Source organism: Vibrio sp. B181a, from assembly GCF_030248375.1.
In the GTDB taxonomy this organism is placed as follows: Bacteria; Pseudomonadota; Gammaproteobacteria; order Enterobacterales; family Vibrionaceae; genus Vibrio; species Vibrio campbellii.
Genome location: NZ_JAHGAD010000019.1, coordinates 160,220 through 181,461, shown reverse-complemented (window position 1 = coordinate 181,461; position 21,242 = coordinate 160,220). Strand labels below are relative to the sequence as shown.

At 45.2% G+C, this 21,242-nt stretch carries 14 protein-coding genes and 1 tRNA gene; 6 read left to right on the top strand and 9 right to left on the bottom strand.

Annotation, left to right across the window (positions count from 1 at the left end):
• Positions 1-41 precede the first annotated feature (41 nt).
• A complete protein-coding gene (locus KIO97_RS09140) occupies positions 42-1,334 on the top strand; it encodes a DEAD/DEAH box helicase (protein ID WP_005433606.1) in 1,293 nt (430 codons plus the stop codon).
• A 58-nt stretch (positions 1,335-1,392) separates the two neighbouring features.
• Here KIO97_RS09140 and KIO97_RS09135 read toward each other — a convergent pair whose 3' ends face one another.
• The 3 genes from KIO97_RS09135 to KIO97_RS09125 all read right to left on the bottom strand — a co-directional run bounded on the left by KIO97_RS09135 (position 1,393) and on the right by KIO97_RS09125 (position 6,385).
• Positions 1,393-4,497, bottom strand: coding sequence for a polymer-forming cytoskeletal protein (locus tag KIO97_RS09135; protein WP_285382100.1), 3,105 nt, complete (start codon positions 4,495-4,497; stop codon positions 1,393-1,395).
• Between the two features lie 307 nt (positions 4,498-4,804).
• Entirely contained in the window at positions 4,805-5,644 is an 840-nt protein-coding gene (locus tag KIO97_RS09130; protein WP_285382098.1) for an arginase, read from the bottom strand.
• A 6-nt stretch (positions 5,645-5,650) separates the two neighbouring features.
• Positions 5,651-6,385, bottom strand: coding sequence for an IclR family transcriptional regulator (locus KIO97_RS09125; protein ID WP_005442559.1), 735 nt, complete (start codon positions 6,383-6,385; stop codon positions 5,651-5,653).
• A gap of 483 nt (positions 6,386-6,868) precedes the next feature.
• On the opposite strand from KIO97_RS09125, the gene KIO97_RS09120 reads away from it, so the two are divergent.
• Positions 6,869-8,338, top strand: a complete 1,470-nt coding sequence (locus tag KIO97_RS09120) for an EAL domain-containing protein (protein WP_285382096.1) — start codon at positions 6,869-6,871, stop codon at positions 8,336-8,338.
• 4 nt (positions 8,339-8,342) lie between these two features.
• Here the strand turns inward: KIO97_RS09120 and modF are convergent, their stop codons facing one another.
• A complete protein-coding gene (gene modF, locus KIO97_RS09115) occupies positions 8,343-9,791 on the bottom strand; it encodes a molybdate ABC transporter ATP-binding protein ModF (protein ID WP_285382094.1) in 1,449 nt (482 codons plus the stop codon).
• Between the two features lie 380 nt (positions 9,792-10,171).
• Positions 10,172-10,262, bottom strand: a tRNA-Ser gene (locus KIO97_RS09110).
• A 329-nt stretch (positions 10,263-10,591) separates the two neighbouring features.
• Between KIO97_RS09110 and KIO97_RS09105 the strand changes: the two genes are divergently transcribed.
• The gene (locus KIO97_RS09105; RefSeq protein ID WP_045373688.1) at positions 10,592-11,272 is read left to right on the top strand and encodes a MaoC family dehydratase; all 681 of its coding nucleotides are present in this window, start codon (positions 10,592-10,594) and stop codon (positions 11,270-11,272) included.
• 64 nt (positions 11,273-11,336) lie between these two features.
• Here the strand turns inward: KIO97_RS09105 and KIO97_RS09100 are convergent, their stop codons facing one another.
• Positions 11,337-12,164: a phosphate ABC transporter substrate-binding protein gene (locus tag KIO97_RS09100; RefSeq protein WP_285382092.1), complete on the bottom strand. Its 828-nt coding sequence runs from the start codon at positions 12,162-12,164 to the stop codon at positions 11,337-11,339.
• A 299-nt stretch (positions 12,165-12,463) separates the two neighbouring features.
• Between KIO97_RS09100 and KIO97_RS09095 the strand changes: the two genes are divergently transcribed.
• Positions 12,464-12,820, top strand: a complete 357-nt coding sequence (locus KIO97_RS09095; protein ID WP_045454709.1) for a DUF3024 domain-containing protein — start codon at positions 12,464-12,466, stop codon at positions 12,818-12,820.
• 85 nt (positions 12,821-12,905) lie between these two features.
• Here the strand turns inward: KIO97_RS09095 and KIO97_RS09090 are convergent, their stop codons facing one another.
• Both KIO97_RS09090 and rnb read right to left on the bottom strand, forming a co-directional pair.
• Entirely contained in the window at positions 12,906-13,700 is a 795-nt protein-coding gene (locus KIO97_RS09090; protein ID WP_038892597.1) for an AraC family transcriptional regulator, read from the bottom strand.
• Positions 13,701-13,772: 72 nt separating this feature from the next.
• The gene (rnb, locus tag KIO97_RS09085; protein WP_285382089.1) at positions 13,773-15,776 is read right to left on the bottom strand and encodes an exoribonuclease II; all 2,004 of its coding nucleotides are present in this window, start codon (positions 15,774-15,776) and stop codon (positions 13,773-13,775) included.
• A 379-nt stretch (positions 15,777-16,155) separates the two neighbouring features.
• On the opposite strand from rnb, the gene KIO97_RS09080 reads away from it, so the two are divergent.
• Complete coding sequence (locus tag KIO97_RS09080) at positions 16,156-18,087, top strand: DEAD/DEAH box helicase (RefSeq protein ID WP_038892594.1); 1,932 nt, start codon at positions 16,156-16,158, stop codon at positions 18,085-18,087.
• Positions 18,088-18,137: 50 nt separating this feature from the next.
• On the opposite strand, the gene KIO97_RS09075 is transcribed toward KIO97_RS09080, so the two are convergent.
• Positions 18,138-19,676: a bifunctional diguanylate cyclase/phosphodiesterase gene (locus tag KIO97_RS09075; protein WP_285382087.1), complete on the bottom strand. Its 1,539-nt coding sequence runs from the start codon at positions 19,674-19,676 to the stop codon at positions 18,138-18,140.
• 365 nt (positions 19,677-20,041) lie between these two features.
• On the opposite strand from KIO97_RS09075, the gene KIO97_RS09070 reads away from it, so the two are divergent.
• Positions 20,042-21,235, top strand: a complete 1,194-nt coding sequence (locus KIO97_RS09070; RefSeq protein WP_005428703.1) for an acetate/propionate family kinase — start codon at positions 20,042-20,044, stop codon at positions 21,233-21,235.
• Positions 21,236-21,242: the final 7 nt, after the last annotated feature.

Genomic DNA, 21,242 nt, shown 5'->3' with positions numbered 1-21,242 from the left:
TTTTTATAGCTATTTAGTGATTTGTTTAAGGAATACGCTCAATGTCATTTTCATCTCAAGGTTTTGCGCCAGAAGTGGTTAAAGCTCTGGCAGAATGCGGTTATGAGAAGTTAACGCCAATTCAACAGAAGGCGATTCCAATGGCCCGTAAAGGTCATGATATTTTTGCAACGGCACAAACGGGTACGGGTAAAACTGCCGCGTTCTCTCTGCCGATGATTCAACAGTTATTGGAATCCGGTCGCAGCGCATCTCGCAAAACGGCACGTGCACTGATCATGGCGCCAACTCGTGAGCTAGCAGAGCAAATCGCGGACAATATCAAAGCATACACTAAGTACACAGACCTATCGGTTGCGGCGATCTTTGGTGGCCGTAAGATGTCTTCTCAAGTTACCGCGCTAGAAGGTGGTGTGGATATTCTTGTTGCGACGCCTGGTCGTCTAGAAGAGCACATCGAGCAAGGTAACGTATCAGTCGCGAACATCGAGTTTCTTGTGTTTGATGAAGCGGACCGTATTCTTGATATGGGCTTTATCCATGCTGTACGTAAAATCATGATGGATGTGGATACAGACCCGCAAATCATGATGTTCTCAGCAACAACATCGAGCCAGCTGAACCTATTGGCGAAAGACATCCTTCGTAAGCCAAAGCGCATTGAAGTAGAACGTGCAAACACAACGGCACAAACTATTGCGCACGTACTTTACCCAGTGGATCAAGAGCGCAAGACAGAGCTTCTTTCTGAGCTAATCGGCCGCAAGAACTGGAAGCAAGTCTTGGTATTCGTGAACTATAAAGAAACTGCAAACGATGTTGTTAAAGAGCTTAAGCTAGATGGTATCAAAGCCGTCGTGTGTCACGGTGACCGTGCTCAAAGCGCTCGTCGTCGTGCGTTAGAAGAATTCAAAACAGGCAAAGCTCGTGTAATGGTTGCAACAGATGTCGCCGCTCGTGGTCTGGATATTGAAGATCTACCACACGTAGTGAACTACGATATGCCATTCCTAGCAGAAGACTACGTTCACCGCATCGGTCGTACAGGTCGTGCTGGTAAACAAGGTCACGCCGTATCGTTTGTTAACCGCGAAGAAGAGCTAACAGTGGTGCAGGTTGAAAACCTAATCCAGCAACGCATTCGCCGTATTGAGCTAGCAGGTTACGAGCCAAAACAGCGTGAATCTTACATTGAGAAGCTAAACTCAAAGCCTGCATTCAAGAACCGCCAAGGCCGTCGTAACAACCCGAACCAATCGGCAACAGACCAAGGTTCTGCAGAGCGTCGCTTAGCCATGGTAAAACGCTTGAAAGCGCGTCGCTCTTCTAAATAATTGAACAAAATATAAAACGCCCCTCACGTGAGGGGCGTTTTTTTGTGCGGCGAAGGTTTTAATTCATCCCAATAAAATTTGGTTCTCCGCGGTAAATGATGCGGTCATTACCACGATGGATACCAAAGGTAACTACTGTTGGTGGGTTGTCTTCGTTTGCATCACTCTTATCCCAGTTGTACTTAAGCCAAGGTAAGTTATTCCCCGCACTACTCAAATCCAAATGGAAGCGAACTTGCTCTCGTGCTGAATCGACTTGGCTGGCAACAATGCCATAGGTTCTGCCAGCGATTATCGAACCTTCGCCGGATAACAAAGTGTTGTTAGGGGCCGAGTTGGACCAAATTGGTGTACTAGTATGATGCTCACCATTTGCTTTGGTCGCGCTATCCTCAAAGTGGGTTACAAAGCGGCCGTTTTGCCAGACTTCGACATCCAGAGGAACTTTAATTGTCATGCCTTGGTTGCCACCAACGTCTTTGAAGTTGAGCCTACCAAAGCGGATATCCGGTTGCTGTTCTAAGATATGTCGGTCATCAAAGAAGTGTATTTCGTCGACGACGTTTGTGTGAGTTAGGCCGATTTCACTCTGTGTTGAATTGGAGTCTTTGTTGAATGGGCCATCTGGATACTGACCATCCGTCTCATCCTTCTCCCAACACGGGCTATTGTCGCAAGTCGCATTACCACTGGCTTTTTTGATTGTGAACGTGCCGACACTTGCGTCGCCCACCAAGTTCCACTCGACCGAGTGCGCTGCTGGTGGAATGAAGCGATCGACGTAGTCACTCAATTCACCCAAATGGAAATGTTCTCGGAGGCTGGCATTGAAATAGACGTAATTCTCGATGTCTTGTTTTTCCGCATTGAGGGCAACCACGTCATAACGTACCTCCTCAAATGGTTGATTCATGTAGATGAAGTTTTGCTTCGTCGGGTACTTCCATTCCGCTTCTCTCACCTTAAAGTATTTGGCGTAGAAGCGACCCACATTTCGAAAGCCAGTGTTAACCGTCATATCAAGATACTGGCCACTTAAACTGGCTTTGATCTTTAGGCTGCCAACTTCTTCCCAGTACAAGCCGGAGAAGGTGTATTGAGAGTTCTCACTCTCAGTATGGCTACGAGTGAGTGACAAGGTACTTTCCAGCAACTTCTCAGATTGGTTTGCGGTTTCGGTCGGTGTCTTTTGTTTACTGCTGATGACGATGTTCGCCGCGGGTGCATCTTCTAACATAAAGTTGTGAGTAACGTCTGCGTTGCAATAACTCTTTGTATTAACTTCACCAGTAACAGAGCCACCGCTTTGCCAGATGATAGGTTTAACGGTCAGTGAGAAGTGCTCTCCAGCGGCAATAAAACCAGGGCCACTTTTCGAGGTACCAGAAGCCAGTGCGGTTGAACCGTCACAAATGGCTAGGGTCCATGGTCGAGACTTCACATCAAATGTGCCTTCAACGTATACGGAGCCTTCGTCAGGACATTCTGCGAAGCCTGAGCATTCGAACCTATCGGACATTTTTACAGAGAACAATCCAGATTCATTCGTGATTAAGCCGTGACTCGAGAGACCGTCTTTAAAATCTGCAGAATAACTGAAGTTGCCTTCGCTGCCACCTGCGGGTTTGATCAGAGGATGAGTGATTTGCGGTTTGCCATCATAATTGGTTGCAATGACTTGTTCACCGGTAGTTGCACACGCCAACAAGCGAGTGTCCACGGTCTGTGATTTACCAGCAATGACGTGGATTTCTTTAAGGCTACTTAGGTCCTCTGCGTAGGCTTCGAACATATATGGCGTAAACATAAACTGCACAGTCTGCATTTTGTTTGTGTCATCCACCATGGTAAAGGTGAGGGTATAGTTTGCATCGAGAGCGATAGCATCAATGTTGTTAGGGACGACTTTGACTATCAGCGTACCGTCATCTTTTGAGATAAAGTTATTGTCATCAATCTTCTGCTTTCCTTCAACCATCTCAAGGGTGAATAGGTTAGGATCAGAGAGAGAAGCCAACACGTGAGCACTCGTCATTTCACCATTATTGGTTGTGGTTACAGTAAACTGAGGTAGTTCATCACCACACATTAGTGCCATATCTTCTGCCGGTGTAACGACAAGGTCGAAGTCATCATCGGTTGGGGGGTTAATATCGCATATCGGAATCTCGTCCGGCATCGGGCACTGTTTAGGTAACTGATTGCTATATGTACAGTCTAAGTCGTCGAAGCCACAATAGTTTTTTGAGACCGTTGCGACTGGTACTGCGGAGTATATGAAGCCACATATTGATGTGTCTTGGAGAGAGGCTTGCTGAAATGAATTTACCGCCAACTCCGGAGCGTATACGTTACTAATGGCATCAATGGTGACTTTATTACCTTTAACACTGTTCGTTAAATTCTTGGTTCCGAAGATATCTATATTCTTAAAGTCTACTGTCGAGAATGCGTTAGTGTTACCAACAATTAGGTTTCGCCCACCTTCTGAAGAGATGTGTTGGCCGATTGATTGTAAGTCACCACAAACTTTTGCTTGAACTAACTTGATATTACCATTGCTGGTCAGGTTGCCATTGACGACGCTGTCTTTAGCTAATAGGGAAGTGTCTACTATGTTGGAGCTAGAAGAACCTGCATAAACGTCGCCCTCTATCTGAGTCTGCTCAAGCTCAACTTTTCTCAAGGCATGGATATCACCGAAGACAAAGTTTGATTGCCCTTTAAGCGATATACTGCCACCAGAGCTCTTGATATCACCAAAAACAATCGTATCTTCGATAGAAAGCAGACCATGTGAGGTCAAATTACCAAATATCTGACTCGGTTGGCCTGTATTTTCAACGACGATTTCTAGGTTTGCGCCTTCTGTCTTTATGTTGATTGGCGTTGTTTCAGAGCCAATATTATTTTGCCCTTTGAGCAAGACATTGCCATAGGCAACGATGGTTGCAGTTTGTTGAGGCTGAGTTGAGTTTTCAATATGAGCGCCTTCTGGGATACGAATAGCACTGGAGCAGGTATAAGTGGTTCCCTGAACTTTGAATGTGTCGCCCACACAGATTTCATTCAAAGTGGCGATATCGGCGAGGTCATAAACTTTTGCCTCTGCCATTACTGGGAAGAGTAATGCTGTACTTAAAATGCTGAAAAAGCGCATCATCAAGTGTCCTAAATTTAGTGGAACTTAATGGCACCAAGCGAAAGTGAGTAATAGACTCACAGAATATGATTTAGCGAATGTTTTTATCACGCTTACTTATTGAACTGTGGTTGTTTTTTATTTCGTATGTTGTACCAAGTTCATATGTAAGCATTAGACCTTGAATGTGATCTTAGTTCAATACCTTGGGCTGAAGTGTGTCACACTTTTGGTGGAATAATTTGTTAGAAAGTAAGTAAAAAGAGTGATTTGGAGTGTTCAAGGCAAAGCCACAACAAGGCTGTGGCTTTATCCGTTTAAAAACAAGTTAAGCCGCGTGGTCAATCAAGGGGGCAATTTGGTACAACTCTTCAAGAATCGCTTTAGTTTGCTTCGAATACACAAGGCGATCTCGGTCTCCGACTAATTGAATCGCTTTTACTTTTCCTGATACTAAACACAAGCGAATCATGCGCAGCACCATCTGAATATCTAGCGCTGGTGTGCCATCAAGGTGATTCTTAGTAAGCAGTGATGCCAAATCAATCGACATAATGATTTGGTCACAGTGATCAAGATAGTTGCCGACTTGCTGCTTCAAATGATTTCGGAAACGGAATGTAAACTCACGGTCTGTTACCCAGTCACAGCCTTGATCTTCTGCGTATTCCCATGCTTCTTGTTTTGTGTCTTGTTCGCTTGTGCCTGCAAAGAACAAACGGACATTTTGGTATCGCGAGAGGGCAAAATGGAATGCAGAACCGACGCGTGGCTCGAGTGTTGGGTCAAGACTCATCTTGTGACCGATATGGATGATCCCAACTTCGTCATTGTTGCTGACCACAACAGGCAGCATGGATAACATCGCCTCGGTGCAATTTGACAAAACGACGGGTACTGAGTGACGTGAGAGAGACAAGCTCAATGCTTCTTGAAAATCGCCGGTTTCAATTTGATGATGAGAAAAGTGGCCAAGGTTTGCAGCAGAGCCTTGGTCATGCTGTTGGTAAAGCCAGTCACTGGCATTCTCAAGACTCTGATCAGCTAATTCAAACGTTCCATGACTCATCGGGGCTAAATGTTCACATACCGTCATAAAAGAAAAAGGGTAGTGATGGATTGATTTATTCGCTCGATGAAGTTTGTAACGTTTGAAAAAGCTCAACATGGTGAATTACCTTTCTGGCGGCAACGCCCTCGCTGCCTGCAACACATGCAAAATGATACGCTGCTTATCCTTCTCGACTCGGTGAGCCGGAGCCATCACCGAGACCGCGCCAATCAATTTACTTCCTTTCATGACTGGGGCACTGATGCCAGATACACCAGGATCGATTTCTGATGTACTAACAGCGTATCCGTTCTTACGGATGGTGCTAAGCTCTTGTTCCCATTCGCTGAGGCGATGATCTTGCCCAAAATGACGCAAGATTTTTTCGCAACGGCTTTGAGGCATGAAAGCCAGCATCACCTTAGATGAGGCGCCACGAAGCAATGGTTGACTTTGACCCTGGACGTAGCTGCATCGAAGCGCCTGCATACTTTCTTTTTGTCTGACACAAAGCGCACGATAGCCAGAAGGCACCATGTAAGCCGCCATCTCACCCGTTTGTTGAACCAATCGAGCAAGAATGGTCTCCACCATATCCAAACCGTGTTGAGCGGTTTCATAGCTGTGCATTAACAGCAGGGCGGCAGGACCAACTACAAAAGTTTTGTCATGTACGCTTTCTTCGATCAAGTTCCACTCTTTGAGTAGCTTCAAGTGTCGGTAAAGACTACTTAAAGGCACATTCAGTTGTTCACTGAGCGTTTTCGCAGAGACTGGGAATTGACTAACTGCGACTTGCATTAGCAACTGCAGCGCCTTTTCGTTGACTTGGTTAGCGTTGGCTTTGTTTGTCGTCATGAGCGTGTTGTAACGTGATAATGGATAGGCAACAACTATAATTCTTAATAGCTGAGAAAAGGAAAATAATTAGAAATGGATATTCTCATAGAGTGAGAAAGTGGCCTATTAATATTTTGTTTGTCTCAGCCCAAAGGTTCGCGTCTGTCTTGAGATAGGAGGCCATTCGCGTTTACGCAATACGAAAAACGCTAGAACCAGACGAGCTGCAGTGCTGAAAATAGAGAGTCTATAGGAAAATTTTGTGTGAATTTCTCTTAACGGATCGCGCTTGGGTAAGGAAAGTTGATACACTCCGTCTCTGAAATGAGCCACATATCAATAAGTCATTGTTATGTTTGCTGCTTTGTGTTTTGTTAACCATACTCAATCAATGGATTGGTGTAGTCGTGCTTTTTAGTAATGAGCCTTAATAAGTAGTTGATAGAAAAGCATTACTTACTCTTTCGCTACCTAATTTTATTCAGAAGAGACAATATTCAAATGATAAAGAAAGAGCTTTTGAAAAAAGCCATTATTTTTCTTCTGCCTATACCGTTAGTTGCGGCAGAAGTGCTCTACTTAGCGCATCAAAGTATTCAACGAAACCTTGACCATATTCTCGATAAGAACATCCAAGTAGCAGATGAGATCTTTCATCAGATTGAAACTGAGAATCGCACAGCATTGCTGCGTCCTGAGCGCTGTGAAGTGTTACAACAAAACTTGATGTTCGAACGTAACATCGATGAGATGCTGATTGTAAAAGGCGATCAGATTATCTGTTCATCAAAGCTCGGCGCGATATCCCGTCCTGTGGATGACTATATCCAAATGTATCGCCCAGAGACTTTGTCACTTGGTCATGTAAATGGTTATCCAGATCAGGTTTTGTTCTTGAGCACTAAGAGTGAAGCTCAACCAGAATATCAAGCGGTCACCATTGTCGACCGAGACTATTTTGGTGCCACGATAGGCTACCGTAATGACCTGAGACTTAAGCGGACTGCAATCTTTGTTGGCGATGAGTCTGCACCAATGGATTCGACGAAAGATGGTGAGAACGAAGTTGCGCTCAACCACTCCACCAGTTTCGATTATGAAGGGTTAATTGAGGCCAGTGACTATTACGTCGAGCAACAACGCTTCTCATACTTACTGTCTTCCATTCCTATTTTATTGGTTTTCTATTTCCTCATTTTCCTCGTCCGTCGCTTTATCGATCCACAGCGCAACATGGTCTCTGAGCTTAAAAAAGCAATCAGAAAGCGTGAATTGAAGCTCTACTATCAACCTCAAGTGGATGCTCAAACAGGCAAAGTCTTTGGTTATGAGGCATTGGTTCGATGGCCGCATAAACTGAGAGGTTTTATCTCTCCGGATGAATTTGTACCTGTGGCAGAAGAGAGTGGGTTGGTAGAAAGTCTAACCGATTTTGTGTTGGATAAAGCCTGCGAAGACTTCTCAAAAATTAAATTAGAAGAGCCGATACATTTGGGCGTCAATGTACCGCCTGGTTATTTGTCAGATTCCCATGTGATAAGAAAAATTGAGAACATTCATCGTACTTTAAAACAACACAACGTCGAATTAGGGATTGAAATTACCGAAAGGCAATTGATAGACAGTAACGCCATTCAACATATCGCTGCTCTGCGAGTCCACGGTATTCAAGTGCTTATCGATGATTTTGGTACAGGGCAAACCGCCTTAGCCGTATTACAGCACATGAAGGTCGATTACTTGAAAATCGATAAGTGCTTTGTCGACACTATTGGGATTGAGAGTGTTAATTCGTCAGTATTACACGCCATAGTCAGGCTGGCTGGCGATTTAAGTGTTGAGTTGGTTGCAGAAGGCGTAGAGACAAAAGAGCAAGCGGACCACTTAAAAGCGTTAGGGGTGAACATTCACCAAGGTTACTTCTATGCCAAGCCACTCCCTTATGCCGAAGTGGTTGGCAATAGAGAGTAGACGTTTATTCGATGTGCCCCTTGTAACATTGAGACGCTTGATCGAACTTAAACTCAAGATAGTTTTGAATGCTGTCTAAGCCATCTTCTTGATAATGGGAAACGTAGAGAAGTTGGCTTAGATTTTCTTTCGCGATTAGCTCTAGTGTATTTTTCACAAGAACTCGACCTAAGTAATCTAAGCCTTGATAAGGCTCGTCCAAAATCAGCAGAGTAGGCTGTTTCACTATTGCTCTAGCAATCAGCAGTAAACGTTGTTGACCATACTCTAGTTGCTTAAAGGAGGTCTTCTCGTGTTGCGCCATATGGAGAATCGTCAGCCACTCTTTCGCGATGTTGATTTCTTTTTTGCTTGGCTGAGAATACAGTCCAATGGAGTCATAAAAGCCCGACAGAATCACCTCTAATGCACTGCAGTTCACGCGGTACTGGAGATGTAACGCTGAAGACACCATGCCAATGTGCTGCTTAATTTCCCAAATGGTCTCGCCACTGCCACGCTTTTTACCAAAGATGTGGATGTCGTTGCTGTAACATTGGGGATGATCACCAAAGATCAGGCCTAGTAATGTGCTTTTTCCGCAGCCATTTGGGCCTTTAACTTGCCAGTGTTGACCTTTATCGATACGCCAATTCAAATCGGTGAAAATGGTTTTCTCAGTGTATTCCACCTTACCGTTCTTTAACTCAAAGATAGGGTTGTCGAAATGCGTCGAGTGCTGATGCTGACGAATCAGCGCCATCATCTCCTCGCTTTGTTTTTCTGACTGCGCTTTTATCTGTGCAATGATAGGGTGCTGATCCCAGCTCTGTCGGTCCATGGTGCTATCGAGTTTGCCACCATTGAACAGCGCAATACGTTCTATCCAGTCGGGCATGTCAGATTCACGGGAAAACGTAATCAGCATTTGTACCGATTGAGAGAGTGTCTGGAGATACGTTGCTAATGACGCACGGTGCGCGACATCTAAACCGGTAAATGGGTTGTCTAACAACACCAGATCGGGTTTTACTGCGAGTGCTCTTGCAAGCATGACTCGTCGTGTTTCACCCGTTGATAGCACTCTGAATCCGCTTTCTGCTAGATGCGATAAGTCGAGGTCTTCAATCAGAGCTTGCGTGAGGGCTTCATCTTTACACGCTTCATAAATCAAGCGAGAAACGGAACTACCTTGGTCAATACGGTCGAGAAAATCGGTGTCGTCTTTTTCTATCTCTAGTTCCAGCAGTCGTTGTTGCTCATAGAGAGATACCTGAGCAATCCGGTAACCATCGATGTTCAGTTCACCAGATTCAGGCTTTATCTCACCACACAACAAGTCACCAAGCATTGAACCTATGTCGCCCTCAGAGCTGAATATGCCCCAAGATTCCCCGGTTTCAATCCGCCAATCATTAATAGAAAGGGTAGAAGTGTTTGCGTTGGCAGTGAGCTGATGAAACTGAATCGGCATTGTGTCTGTCTTCCATGATTTATTGTTATGTTGTGTCTAGTTATAACAAGTCTGACGCCTGCTTAGAAAGGGAGAAGTGCAGATATTTTCAACAATAACGAGAAGTACGAGTTTGGTAGGTAAATCTAGAAGAGACTAAAAGAGGACAGTCATTGCTGGAGCGCCGGGGTCGCACACGACTAGGGGTTTAGAAATCCCGCAATTTTCCAAGCGTCAAAACGACGAAAGCCCGTTGATTTCTCAACAGGCTTTCTAAATGTGGGGGAGTTCGGGGACGCCTAGTCTGGGCTTGCATTCAAGGAGGGATTTGGGCTAATCCCTTTAAAGCACTGAAATACGAAAAAGCCCGCTAATCTCTCAGCGGGCTCTTTACTGGAATGTGGCGGAGAGATAGGGATTTGAACCCTAGATACGCTATTAACGTATGCCGGTTTTCAAGACCGGTGCTTTCAACCACTCAGCCATCTCTCCGTTGCGGGACGTATAATAGGGTGAGGCAGAAACGTTGTAAAGCATTGTTTTAATGAAAAAGAACTGATTGCTTGTTTTGTGGTCACACCTAAAGACGGAAGCAGTGCGATGGAATGCCCAAAAGGGCGATTGTTACAGCATTTTGTAGAGTATTTACTTTATGTTGTGGTTACTTAATAAAATAGTGTTTTATTACTATCTTTATGAAAAGTAAGAACTAAATGACTTTGAGTAAACATGTGTTCGCCCGAAAGTGTTTGCAACATATTGTGAACTAATTCAAAATTAACTGGTATAGCCAGTTGTGCTGAATTTATCTAAGGGTTTTTATGAAAGTCACGAATCTATTTAAAGACAAAGTTGGTGCGATTTCTGCTCACCAATCAGAGTTTATGAATTGGATGTCTCCAACGCTACGCGATTACTGGAGTGACTTCTTAGGTCGAGCACAAAGCAGCTTCTTATTTTCTAAAGTACGCGATCACCAGCAACCTGCTGTGAACGAAGAAGTGATCCCTCAACCTGAGCCGATCGTGCTTAAGCCAGAAGCGCAAGTTCTATTTGATGAGCTAAGCGACAAGGTGGGTGAAGTGATCCACGTGGGTGATTGGGTTCATGTATCTCAAGAGCGTATTAACCAATTCGGTTCTGTAACTGAAGATATGCAATGGATTCACACGGATCCTGAGCGAGCGGCTTCTGAGTCTCCATTCAAAACGACGATCGCACACGGCTTCCTGACGCTAGCGCTATTGCCTAAGCTGACAGACTCTGTTGATCCATCAAACCCAATGTTCCCAACGGCGAAGCTAGTGGTGAACCTAGGTCTGAACCAAGTGCGTTTCCCTTACCCAGTGAAAGCGGGTAACAACGTTCGTGCATCAAGTACGCTAACTAAAATCACGCCAATCAAGAAAGGTCTTGAGATCGAGCGTGAAATCAAAGTAGAAATCGAAGGTGTGCGTCGACCTGGTGCTGTGGTTGTTTCAGTGATTCAATTGCACTTCTAATCGAATTCAAAGATTCAAACAAAAAAGAGAGCCGGATTTGGCTCTCTTTTTTTATGTTTGCGTTTTATTGATTAAAGCTTTTCACTGGTGTGTAGCCGTAATCGGCAATCGCTTTTTGGCCTTGTTCCGATTTCAGGAACTTCACGAACTCTTTGCCTGCGTTATCCAAACCATCTACTTTGTACAGAACTAAGAAAGGGCGAGCCAGTTTGTATTTGTGGTTGGCGATGTTGTTTGCGGTTGGTTCGGTACCTTCAAACTGAATCGCTTTTATTGAGCGATCCACTGAGCCGACGGAGATAAAGCCGATAGCGTGTGGGTTGTGGTTAACAATGGTTTTAACCATGCTGTTGCTGTTTACCACTAGGTTGTTTGGGTTGATGTCCGATACTAAACGGTCGTTGATGACCTTAGTAAGGCCTAGCAAGCTTTCAAAGCTATAGCGAGAGCCAGAAGACGCTTCACGTGTGACCACGGCAATGGGTTGGTCTGCACCGCCGACTTGTTTCCAATTGTCGATTTTACCTTTGTAGATATCAAACAGCTGTTGCTCCGAAAGGTTGGTGACAGAGTTAGTGCGGTTAACAACAACAGCAAGGCCATCGTAAGCGATAGGGAATACGTTGAGGTCTTCGCCTTTCTCTCTTTCTGTTAAGTAGCGCGAGCTCATTCCAATCTCAACCACGCCCTTGTTCACCATCGTGATACCTGCGCTTGAACCAATGCCCTGTACGGCAATGTAATCGTCAGGATGCGTTTTATTATATTCTTCAGCCAATACATCCATTACGCGTGCAACAGAGGTAGAACCGGAAATATTGACTTCTTTTGCCATAGCAGAAGGAAGGGACAGAGCCATGGCTAGTAAAGTCGCCACAGAAAGACGTAACATATTGAACTCCAAATACGGTATAAAGCAGCGCTCATCATATTTCGTTCAGGTTACACTTTTGTGAATGCGCATCGATATCCATAGTGAATGATCGATTGCTCTCGCTTTAAACGGATAGCTATCAATAATATGCGAAGGGCAGCTTTTACCGATTTGAAACACAAGAGGTGACGCAGTTAGCTTTTCGTCGTTAAATGGAGTGTTATTCTAGCCTTGAGCGAGCGCATGCCTCGATGGTGATTTCTGCCTCTCTCAGGTACTTGGGTATATACTAAGAACAACATATCAGGAGTAGGCTCATGTCCGTGTCTCAAATGGCGACCAGTCGTCTGCACAAATTGGTTCAAACGCTCTGCGCTAGGCGCAATGTCAATTTGCCGGTAGAAGCGCTAGGCAAATGCTTGTACGAACCCATAGAGAACGGTGTTGAGCTTTATCATGCGCACTTCTTGCTTGATTCACAGCACAGTGAATATACGTCTCCCATTGCTAAAATCCTGTTTGATGCCAACACTCAGCTTTGGTGTTTCTACGTGCCAACGTATCGTGGGGAAGAGCTGGTGTGGGTACCTTATGAAAGGCTACCAATGAGTGAAACGCTTGAGGTGCTTCTCGCCGAATTAGAGAGCGATCCTCAAGCGTGTTTCTGGGACTAACAACCGTTTCTATCTGTTAATCCTCTATCTGTGAATACTCTATCCGTTAATCCTGTCACCGTTTCGTGCCATGCCATGCCATGCGTTACTTCGCAATTTGGCTACGAAACTCTTTAGGCGTAATGCTGTAAATCGATTTAAACGCGGTACTAAAGTGTGCGGCACTCTTAAAGCCAGATTCAAATGCAATTTGAGTAATCGACTTCTGTGACACACGCAGTTGCGTTGCTGCGTGGTTGATGCGTTTCACCTTCAATATGTGCGAGAAAGAGAGGTTTTCGGCAGCCAGTCTGCGTTTCAATGTCGCGATAGACATGCTCATGTGCGTTGCTAGCGCTTCTAATGTGATGTCTTTCTCGATGTTCTTCTCAATGTACTTGATCGCCTTCTGAGACGCGGTGAGGCTGCTTGCGTCATCAATGATAGATAGAATGTCTGGCTGTAATTCGACCATCAGTGATAGTAGTGAAAGCGCAATATGACCTTGAGCGTATTGCGGTGCTTTATTGTCCGCTAACTCGATTAACGCGTCTTTAAGCTTTGCAATCGAGGATTGGTTTTCAGAAGAAAAAGGGTAGAAGCGGCGTTCTTCTGTTTCTGACTGTACGCCCGGATGGGCAGATTTAAACTCGCTGAACAAGCCAATATCAAACACTAGCGCTACGGCCTTGAACACGCCGGGCTTGGCTTCGGCACTACGTAGGTCTGCGGAGTTATAAAGGGTGAAGTCTCCGGCGTTTAATTCAATTCGCTCACCACTTGGCTGGTTAATGATGAGTGAGCCTTCTTCAACAACATATAAGCCATTGTGGGTGGCGGTGTAGCGTTCACTTTTGCGAGCAGTGAAGTGATTAAAGCGAATGATCTCAATGTTCGGCATATTCGTTCTTATCTTTCTTGCATGACGTATAAAAAAGGCGCTCACTTGAGCGCCTTTAAACTTCAATCGGTATTATTCACTTACAGTTTCTTCTGCTTGTGTTGCTGGTTTATCAGCAAATACCTGGGTTGGCTTTGCAACGATGCTGCGGTTCTCTTGGTTCACGTCCGCTAGAACGATTTCCAATGTATCACCTAACTTGTATACCACTTCTTTATCGATAGAAATGGTACCGTTGTCGCCGTTACACTCAATTCTTTCTTTATTATCAAGAATCAAGCTACCAGGAATAAAGGCCGCTGCGCCATTTTCGAGAAGTCGAACACGTGCACCAGCACGATTAATATCAAAAATCTCACCTGTGAAACACGTTTGTTTGCTTGGCTCTTCCGCAAGAGTACGTGCGTATAGCCAATCTGATACGTTTCGCTCGGCAATTTTGTGATGTTTACGGTGCAGAGCCAGCTCTTCGCCCACTTCATCGTCTGGTTTTTGAACAGGTTCTTTGTTCAAAATGACTGCTTTTAGCATGCGGTGGTTGATCATGTCACCGTATTTACGGATTGGTGAAGTCCAAGTCGCGTAGATATCAAGACCCATTGCGTAATGAGGAAGAGGTTGATTGCCCACTTCGCTGTACGTTTGGAACTTGCGAATGCGGTTATCTAAGTATGAGGTCTCTTGCTCACCTAACCAACGACGAAGTGCTGCGAAGCCTTCTAGTGTTGCGATAGATTCAGCAGTGAACTCTAGTGCGCCCTCTGGGTTTACCAGTTCAACCACTTCTTCAATTTTCTCAGCTTTGAAGCCAGCGTGTGTGTTGAATACGCCTGTTTCAAATTTCTCGCGTAGTGTACGACCCGCACAGATGTTTGCTGTGATCATTGACTCTTCAACAAGGCGGTTTGCGCTACGACGCATGTCAGCGTGGATCGCAACAACGTCGTTGTCTTCGCTTAGTTCGAAGCGGTAGTCAGGACGGTCTGGGAACACAACTGCGTTCTTTTCACGCCATTCAGCACGGGCGCGAGAGAAATCGTATAGGTCACGAACGATAGTCGCGATCTCTTCTGACGGTTGCCATTTATCCGAGCTGCCGTTTTCTAGCCAATCAGATACGTTGTCGTATGCTAGACGAGCATGTGATTTGATGTTGGCTGCGAAGAAGTTAATGTCATCACCAATCACACCATCTTTGTTTACTGTTACTGTACAGCAGATAGCAGGGCGGACTTCACCTTCGATTAGAGAACACAAGTTGTCCGCTAGATCGCGAGGTAGCATTGGGATGTTACGACCTGGTAGGTAGATAGTGTAGCCACGTTCACGCGCGACTTTATCCATGTCATCTTCAGGTGTGATGTACGCCGTTGGGTCTGCGATTGCGATAGTGAGTTCGAAGTCGCCAGATTCTGTTTTCTTCGCGTACAGTGCATCGTCCATATCTTTGGTTGATTCACCATCGATAGTCACGAAAGGAACGTGAGTCATGTCTACGCGTTCTAGATCCGCGTCGTCTTTTAGTTCCCAGTTCTCGATGCCTGCTGGCTCAGAGTTCGGTAGATCGTTTTGCGCTAGCGTTACCCACCATGGCGCAATCTTGTCGTTTGCATCGGTAATCTTCTCAGAAATTTCTACGAAGAAGGAGTTATCGCCTTTAAGCGGGTGGCGAATAAGATGCGCAACAACCCAATCACCTTCTACGAACTCGTCAGGTTTTAGGCCTTTCTTTAGTTTCGCTTTAAGAGAGAGCTTTTTAAGCTGTGGGTGATCAGGTGCAACGTTTAGCTTGCCTTTGAACATTTTTACTCGGCCAATGAAGCGAGTTACGGCTTGTTCTAGCAGCTCTTGTGGTTCTGCGACTTCACGTTCGTTTTCAGTGCGGATAATGGCAACGACTTTGTCGCCGTGCATGCACTTTTTCATGTACGCTGGTGGGATGAAGAAGCTGGTTTTGCTGTCCACTTCCAGGAAGCCAAAGCCTTTATCGGTTGCTTTGATTGAGCCTTCTTTTTTAGGCAGGTTTTCTTGGATTTGCTGCTTAAGCTGAGCTAATAGCGGGTTATCTTGAAACATCTTTTCTTAACTTACCAATGGAATTGGGCACACTATAATCATTGCGCACTATTATTACTACCTAAAGCACACAAATTCGCTGTGAATTATTGATGAATTGAACGGCGTACTGGTGCTTTTCTCTCCGGAGAATGGGGGGAGAGGTGGAAATTTATGCGAATAATACCATTAGTGAGAATAAATTGTGATGTAATTCAATTTTTTCTAGCTTTTTTTATGCATTTAAGGAATAATCCGCCTCCCTTAGTCGTCCCTAATGGCTTATCGCGGTTGTGTACTGTACTAGCTCCTGTCTGAACGGATTTAGTAAACGGATGGATCAGTATCGAATTGGAAGAGCATATGGGACTGTTTTTTTGTTTAATTAAGTAGGATCCCAATGCAAGATTCTGTTATTCAATTCAGCGATTTATCTCTGAATGATTCTATCCTTTCTGCTCTAGACGGAATGGGTTTCGTGTCACCAACTCCAATTCAGGCTGCGGCAATCCCACACCTGTTGGAAGGTGCTGACGCGCTGGGTAAAGCACAGACGGGTACAGGTAAAACGGCAGCATTCTCTCTGCCTCTTCTAAACAAGCTAGATCTTGATCAACGCAAACCACAAGCAATCGTACTTGCTCCAACACGTGAGCTAGCGATTCAGGTTGCGGCTGAAATGAAAAACCTTGGTAAAAACATCAAGGGTCTTAAAGTTCTAGAGATCTACGGTGGTGCATCTATCGTGGATCAAATGCGTGCACTAAAAAGTGGTGCTCACGTTGTTGTTGGTACTCCTGGCCGTGTTCAAGACCTTATCAACCGTGAACGTCTACATCTAGACGAAGTAAATACTTTCGTACTTGATGAAGCGGACGAAATGCTAAACATGGGTTTCGTGGACGACGTAACTGCGATCATGGAGCACGCTCCTGAATCAGCTCAACGCGTTCTGTTCTCTGCAACTATGCCTCCAATGCTGAAAAACATTGTTGAGCGCTTCCTACGCGATCCTGTAACGGTAGACGTTGCTGGTAAAAACCACACTGTTGACAAAGTTCAACAACAGTTCTGGGTAGTGAAGGGTGTAGAGAAAGATGAAGCTATGTCTCGTCTTCTTGAAACTGAAGAAACTGACGCGTCAATCGTATTCGTACGTACTCGTCAAGACACTGAGCGTCTAGCTGATTGGCTATCTGCACGTGGCTTTAAAGCTGCTGCACTGCACGGTGATATTCCTCAGTCTCTACGTGAGCGTACTGTTGATCACATCAAACAAGGTGTTATCGACATCCTAGTTGCAACTGACGTTGTAGCTCGTGGTCTTGATGTTCCACGTATTACTCACGTATTTAACTACGACATCCCATTCGATGTTGAATCTTACATTCACCGTATCGGTCGTACTGGCCGTGCTGGACGTAAAGGTAAAGCGATCCTTCTAGTTCGCACTAACCAAATCCGTATGCTTCGCACTATCGAGCGCGTAACTAAGTCATCTATGGAAGAAATCCAACTTCCTCTACGTGACCAAGTTGCAGAAGCTCGTCTAAACAAGCTAGCGGCTGAACTGGAAGCAGAGAAAGAGCACAAAGCACTAGACAAGTTCGCTGAGCTTGTAGAGAAACTACAAACTTCTCTAGAAATCGATCCAGCGATGCTTGCTGCAATGCTTCTTAAGCGTCAGCAAGGTAAACGTCCTCTATTCTACATTGGCGAAGACCCAATGGTAGAAGCGATTGAACGTGACAAGCAACGTCGTAAAGAGCGCCGTGAAGGTGGTCGTGACGGCGGTCGTAACTTCAACAACCAAGACTGGGATACTTACCAGCTTCAAGTTGGTCGCGAGCAAGGCGTTCAAGTTAAAGACATCGTTGGCGCTCTAGCAAACGAACTAGGTCTAGGCAAAGGTTCTATCGGTGCGATTAAGCTAGCGCAAGGTCACACATTCGTACAGCTACCTAAAGCAATGACTTCAGACGCAGCGAACAAACTAAGCAAGCTACGTATCCGTCAACAAGATGTTGGTGCTGTAGTATGTGACTTCGATGACTTCCGTGAGTCTCGTGGTGGTCGCCGTGACGGTGGTCGTCGCGATGGCGGTCGTCGTGATGGCGGCGGTTACCGTGGTAACCGTGATGGCAACCGCGAAGGTGGTCGTCGTGAAGGCGGTCGTCGCGAAGGTGGCTTCCGTGGTAACCGTGACGGCAACCGCGATGGTAACCGTGAAGGTGGCGAACGTCGTTTCGACCGCAACCGTGGTGGTGATCACCGTGGTGCACACCGTGGTGAACGTGGTCACGGCCGTGGTCGTCGCTCACAAGAAGCATAATTGCTTAATCGCTAGATGAATTTAAAAACCGAGCCAAGTGCTCGGTTTTTTTATGCGCGTCGAATATGGGTTTGTTCTTCGTCGTGGTTGTTTACCCAGTTAATGACTTCATTCAGCGGCAGTGCAGGGCAAAATAGGTAGCCTTGAATGATGTCACAGCCTCTGCTGCGCAAGAAATGCAATGTATCCAAATCTTGTACACCTTCTGCGACTACCGAATAGCCTAAGCCATGGGCGAGGGCGATGGTGTTCTCGACAATGGAGCGGGTGCTTTCTGTCTTGCTTGCGGTGCTCAGGAAAGAGCGGTCGATTTTGATCTGATCGACAGGTAAATCTCGCAATAGGGAAAGGGAAGAATAGCCAGTCCCAAAATCATCCAAACTAATCTTGATACCCAGCCTCTTAATCTGGTTAATAAGTGGGTTGAGTTCCAAGACACGATCAATCGCCATCGTTTCAGTGATCTCAAGGCCAATTAGGTTTTCAAAGCTAGGGTTGTCGCTCAGCATTTTCTCAAGCCTTGAGAAAAGGAGATTTGAGGAGAGATCTTTGGCTGATAGGTTAACGTGTACAGGCAGCTGGATACCTTGTTCGATTAAGCTCAGTAAGTCCTTCTCTGCTTGGTCTAGTACCCACATTGTAATGTTATGTACCTGATTACTCCGCTCAGCGATTGGAATAAAGTCGTTAGGAGAGATGTTTTTTCCATTACTATCTTGCCATCGGATCACCGCTTCAAACCCCACAGCAAGGCTGGTATGGGCATCGATCAGAGGTTGGTAATATAGCTGAAACTCTTCTTTCTCTAGGGCGCATTGAATTCGAGAGGAAATTTCAAGTTGATATTTGGCTCCGACGTTCATGTCTTCGTTATAAAACGCCATCAACTGTCCATTACGCTTTGCATGGTACATGGCGATGTCTGCGCACTTGATAAGAAGATCGTTTGACTCCGCATCGAAAGGAAAGGTGCTCAAACCAAAAACCACGCGAGAAGAGACCTGAAATTCACCGAGATTGAAGCGTTGGGACATCGCACTATCTAGCCGCTCAACTAAGTTTGAACCTGCACCATACTCAGCACACGAAGTGAGAATAACGAATTCGTCGCCACCGACTCTGAAAATCTTGTCGTCTCCGCTCAACTCAGTTTGTAATCTTTGACCGATTTGGATGAGTAGCTGGTCTCCACTGAAATGCCCCATAGCATCGTTAATCTGTTTAAAGTTGACTACATCAAAAAGTATGACAGAGAAGGGGGCGCTTTCTAGGATTCGGTTATCGATTTGTTCAAAGCAAAACTTTCGGTTGGGTAGGCCAGTAAGAGCGTCATGAACAGCGTTGTGTTTTTCTCGCTCCGCGACTGCATGTAGCTCGTGTATCGAATCATTACTCCATTTGATAACGAGCACGACGAAGATGCTGCCACCTAGCAGCAGTAGCGCAAGCCCCGTTTCTAACAAGGTAGCAACAGGCTTGTTGATGATCTCGTGAAGAAAAGCAGCATAGGCAAATATGAACCCAGTAATAAAAACCAACAGTACGATCCATCCCGGAACGTCGGTTTTCGAGCAAATATTTTTTGTCATCTGCCATCCCCAGCAGAGCAAAAGTAGACCTATGATAACTAGTACAAAGGCAAATGTGGGCACGCTATTATTCCGAATTATTGATATGTTTGTAACTTCTGAATCCCCTATAAACAACTTAGCTCATACTTTTGGTTTTGTACAAATATGAGTATTCATACATTTGTTGTAACAACAGATATTTTTTAGTCTTCAAATAAAATCTAAACTTGTCATAGATCAACAAAAAATGTCCAACTAAATAACTAACACTAAAAGATAGTTGAAAGATTAAAAAATTATTGAATAATAGAAGGCACAAACAAGAAGTACGCAGCGCGGAAGCGCAATTACAAAACCTCTGCTCCACAACAGGAAACTATTTCATGTCTAATTCGTTTGTACTGGTGATCAACTCAGGTAGCTCATCACTAAAATTTGCAGTAATCGACTCTCAATCAGGCGATGCTGTGCTAAGTGGTCTGGGCGAATGCTTTGGTCTATCAGACGCTCGTATGAGCTGGAAATTCAACGGTGAGAAAAAGGAAATCGCAATCGAAGGCGATGATAGCCATCACAAGATCGCTATTGGCAAGCTGGTAGGTTTAACCGAAGAGTTAGGTCTAGCTCAAGACATCGTTGCTGTGGGGCACCGTATCGTTCACGGTGGTGAGAAATTCACTCAAACTGTGCGTATCACTGAAGAAGTGACTGCGGAAATCGAAAAACTTGCGGATCTTGCTCCACTACATAACCCTGCAGGTGCTATCGGTATTCGTGCTGCTGTTGAAGCGTTTCCAAGCCTTCCTCAGTTTGCTGTGTTTGATACTGCGTTCCACCAAACAATGCCTCAACGCGCATTCACAGGTGCAATCGCGAAAGAACTTTACACAGACTTCGGTATCCGTCGTTACGGTTTCCACGGCACTAGCCACTACTTTGTAAGTCGCGAAGCTGCGAAGATGATTAACAAGCCGGTTGAAGAATCGAGCTTCATCTCTGTTCACCTAGGTAACGGTGCTTCTGTTTGTGCAATCAACAACGGCGAATCTGTAGATACATCTATGGGCTTCACGCCACTGTCTGGTCTAATGATGGGCACACGTTGTGGTGACCTAGACCCTGGCATCATTGAGTACCTTCTAAAGAAAGGTTGGTCTCAAGAGAAAGTGTTCAACTCATTGAACAAAGCTTCTGGCTTCTTAGGTGTGTCTGGCCTAACAAGCGATGCACGCGGTATTTTGGAAGCGATGGAAGAGGGCCACGAAGGCGCTGCTCTAGCATTCCAAGTGTTTACATACCGTGTGTCTAAATACATTGCGTCTTACCTTGCTGCTCTTGATTCATTCGACGGCATCATCTTCACAGGCGGTATCGGTGAAAACTCTATGCCAATCCGTCGCGAAATCCTAAGCAACCTAAAACTGCTTGGTTTCGTTGAAGATGTGAAAGGCAACGAAGATGCACGATTTGGTAACGCAGGTGTTGTTGCTACATCTGAGTTACTTGGTGCGAAAGCGCTAGTTATTCCTACCAATGAAGAGTGGGTTATCGCTCAACAGTCGGTGGAACTGCTGTAAAACGGCA

Coding starts and splice junctions, on each gene's coding strand:
- KIO97_RS09140 (WP_005433606.1), top strand. CDS start 42: ATGTCATTTTCATCTCAAGGTTTTGCGCCAGAAGTGGTTAAAGCTCTG.
- KIO97_RS09135 (WP_285382100.1), bottom strand. CDS start 4,497: ATGATGCGCTTTTTCAGCATTTTAAGTACAGCATTACTCTTCCCAGTA.
- KIO97_RS09130 (WP_285382098.1), bottom strand. CDS start 5,644: ATGTTGAGCTTTTTCAAACGTTACAAACTTCATCGAGCGAATAAATCA.
- KIO97_RS09125 (WP_005442559.1), bottom strand. CDS start 6,385: ATGACGACAAACAAAGCCAACGCTAACCAAGTCAACGAAAAGGCGCTG.
- KIO97_RS09120 (WP_285382096.1), top strand. CDS start 6,869: ATGATAAAGAAAGAGCTTTTGAAAAAAGCCATTATTTTTCTTCTGCCT.
- modF (WP_285382094.1), bottom strand. CDS start 9,791: ATGCCGATTCAGTTTCATCAGCTCACTGCCAACGCAAACACTTCTACC.
- KIO97_RS09105 (WP_045373688.1), top strand. CDS start 10,592: ATGAAAGTCACGAATCTATTTAAAGACAAAGTTGGTGCGATTTCTGCT.
- KIO97_RS09100 (WP_285382092.1), bottom strand. CDS start 12,164: ATGTTACGTCTTTCTGTGGCGACTTTACTAGCCATGGCTCTGTCCCTT.
- KIO97_RS09095 (WP_045454709.1), top strand. CDS start 12,464: ATGTCCGTGTCTCAAATGGCGACCAGTCGTCTGCACAAATTGGTTCAA.
- KIO97_RS09090 (WP_038892597.1), bottom strand. CDS start 13,700: ATGCCGAACATTGAGATCATTCGCTTTAATCACTTCACTGCTCGCAAA.
- rnb (WP_285382089.1), bottom strand. CDS start 15,776: ATGTTTCAAGATAACCCGCTATTAGCTCAGCTTAAGCAGCAAATCCAA.
- KIO97_RS09080 (WP_038892594.1), top strand. CDS start 16,156: ATGCAAGATTCTGTTATTCAATTCAGCGATTTATCTCTGAATGATTCT.
- KIO97_RS09075 (WP_285382087.1), bottom strand. CDS start 19,676: ATGACAAAAAATATTTGCTCGAAAACCGACGTTCCGGGATGGATCGTA.
- KIO97_RS09070 (WP_005428703.1), top strand. CDS start 20,042: ATGTCTAATTCGTTTGTACTGGTGATCAACTCAGGTAGCTCATCACTA.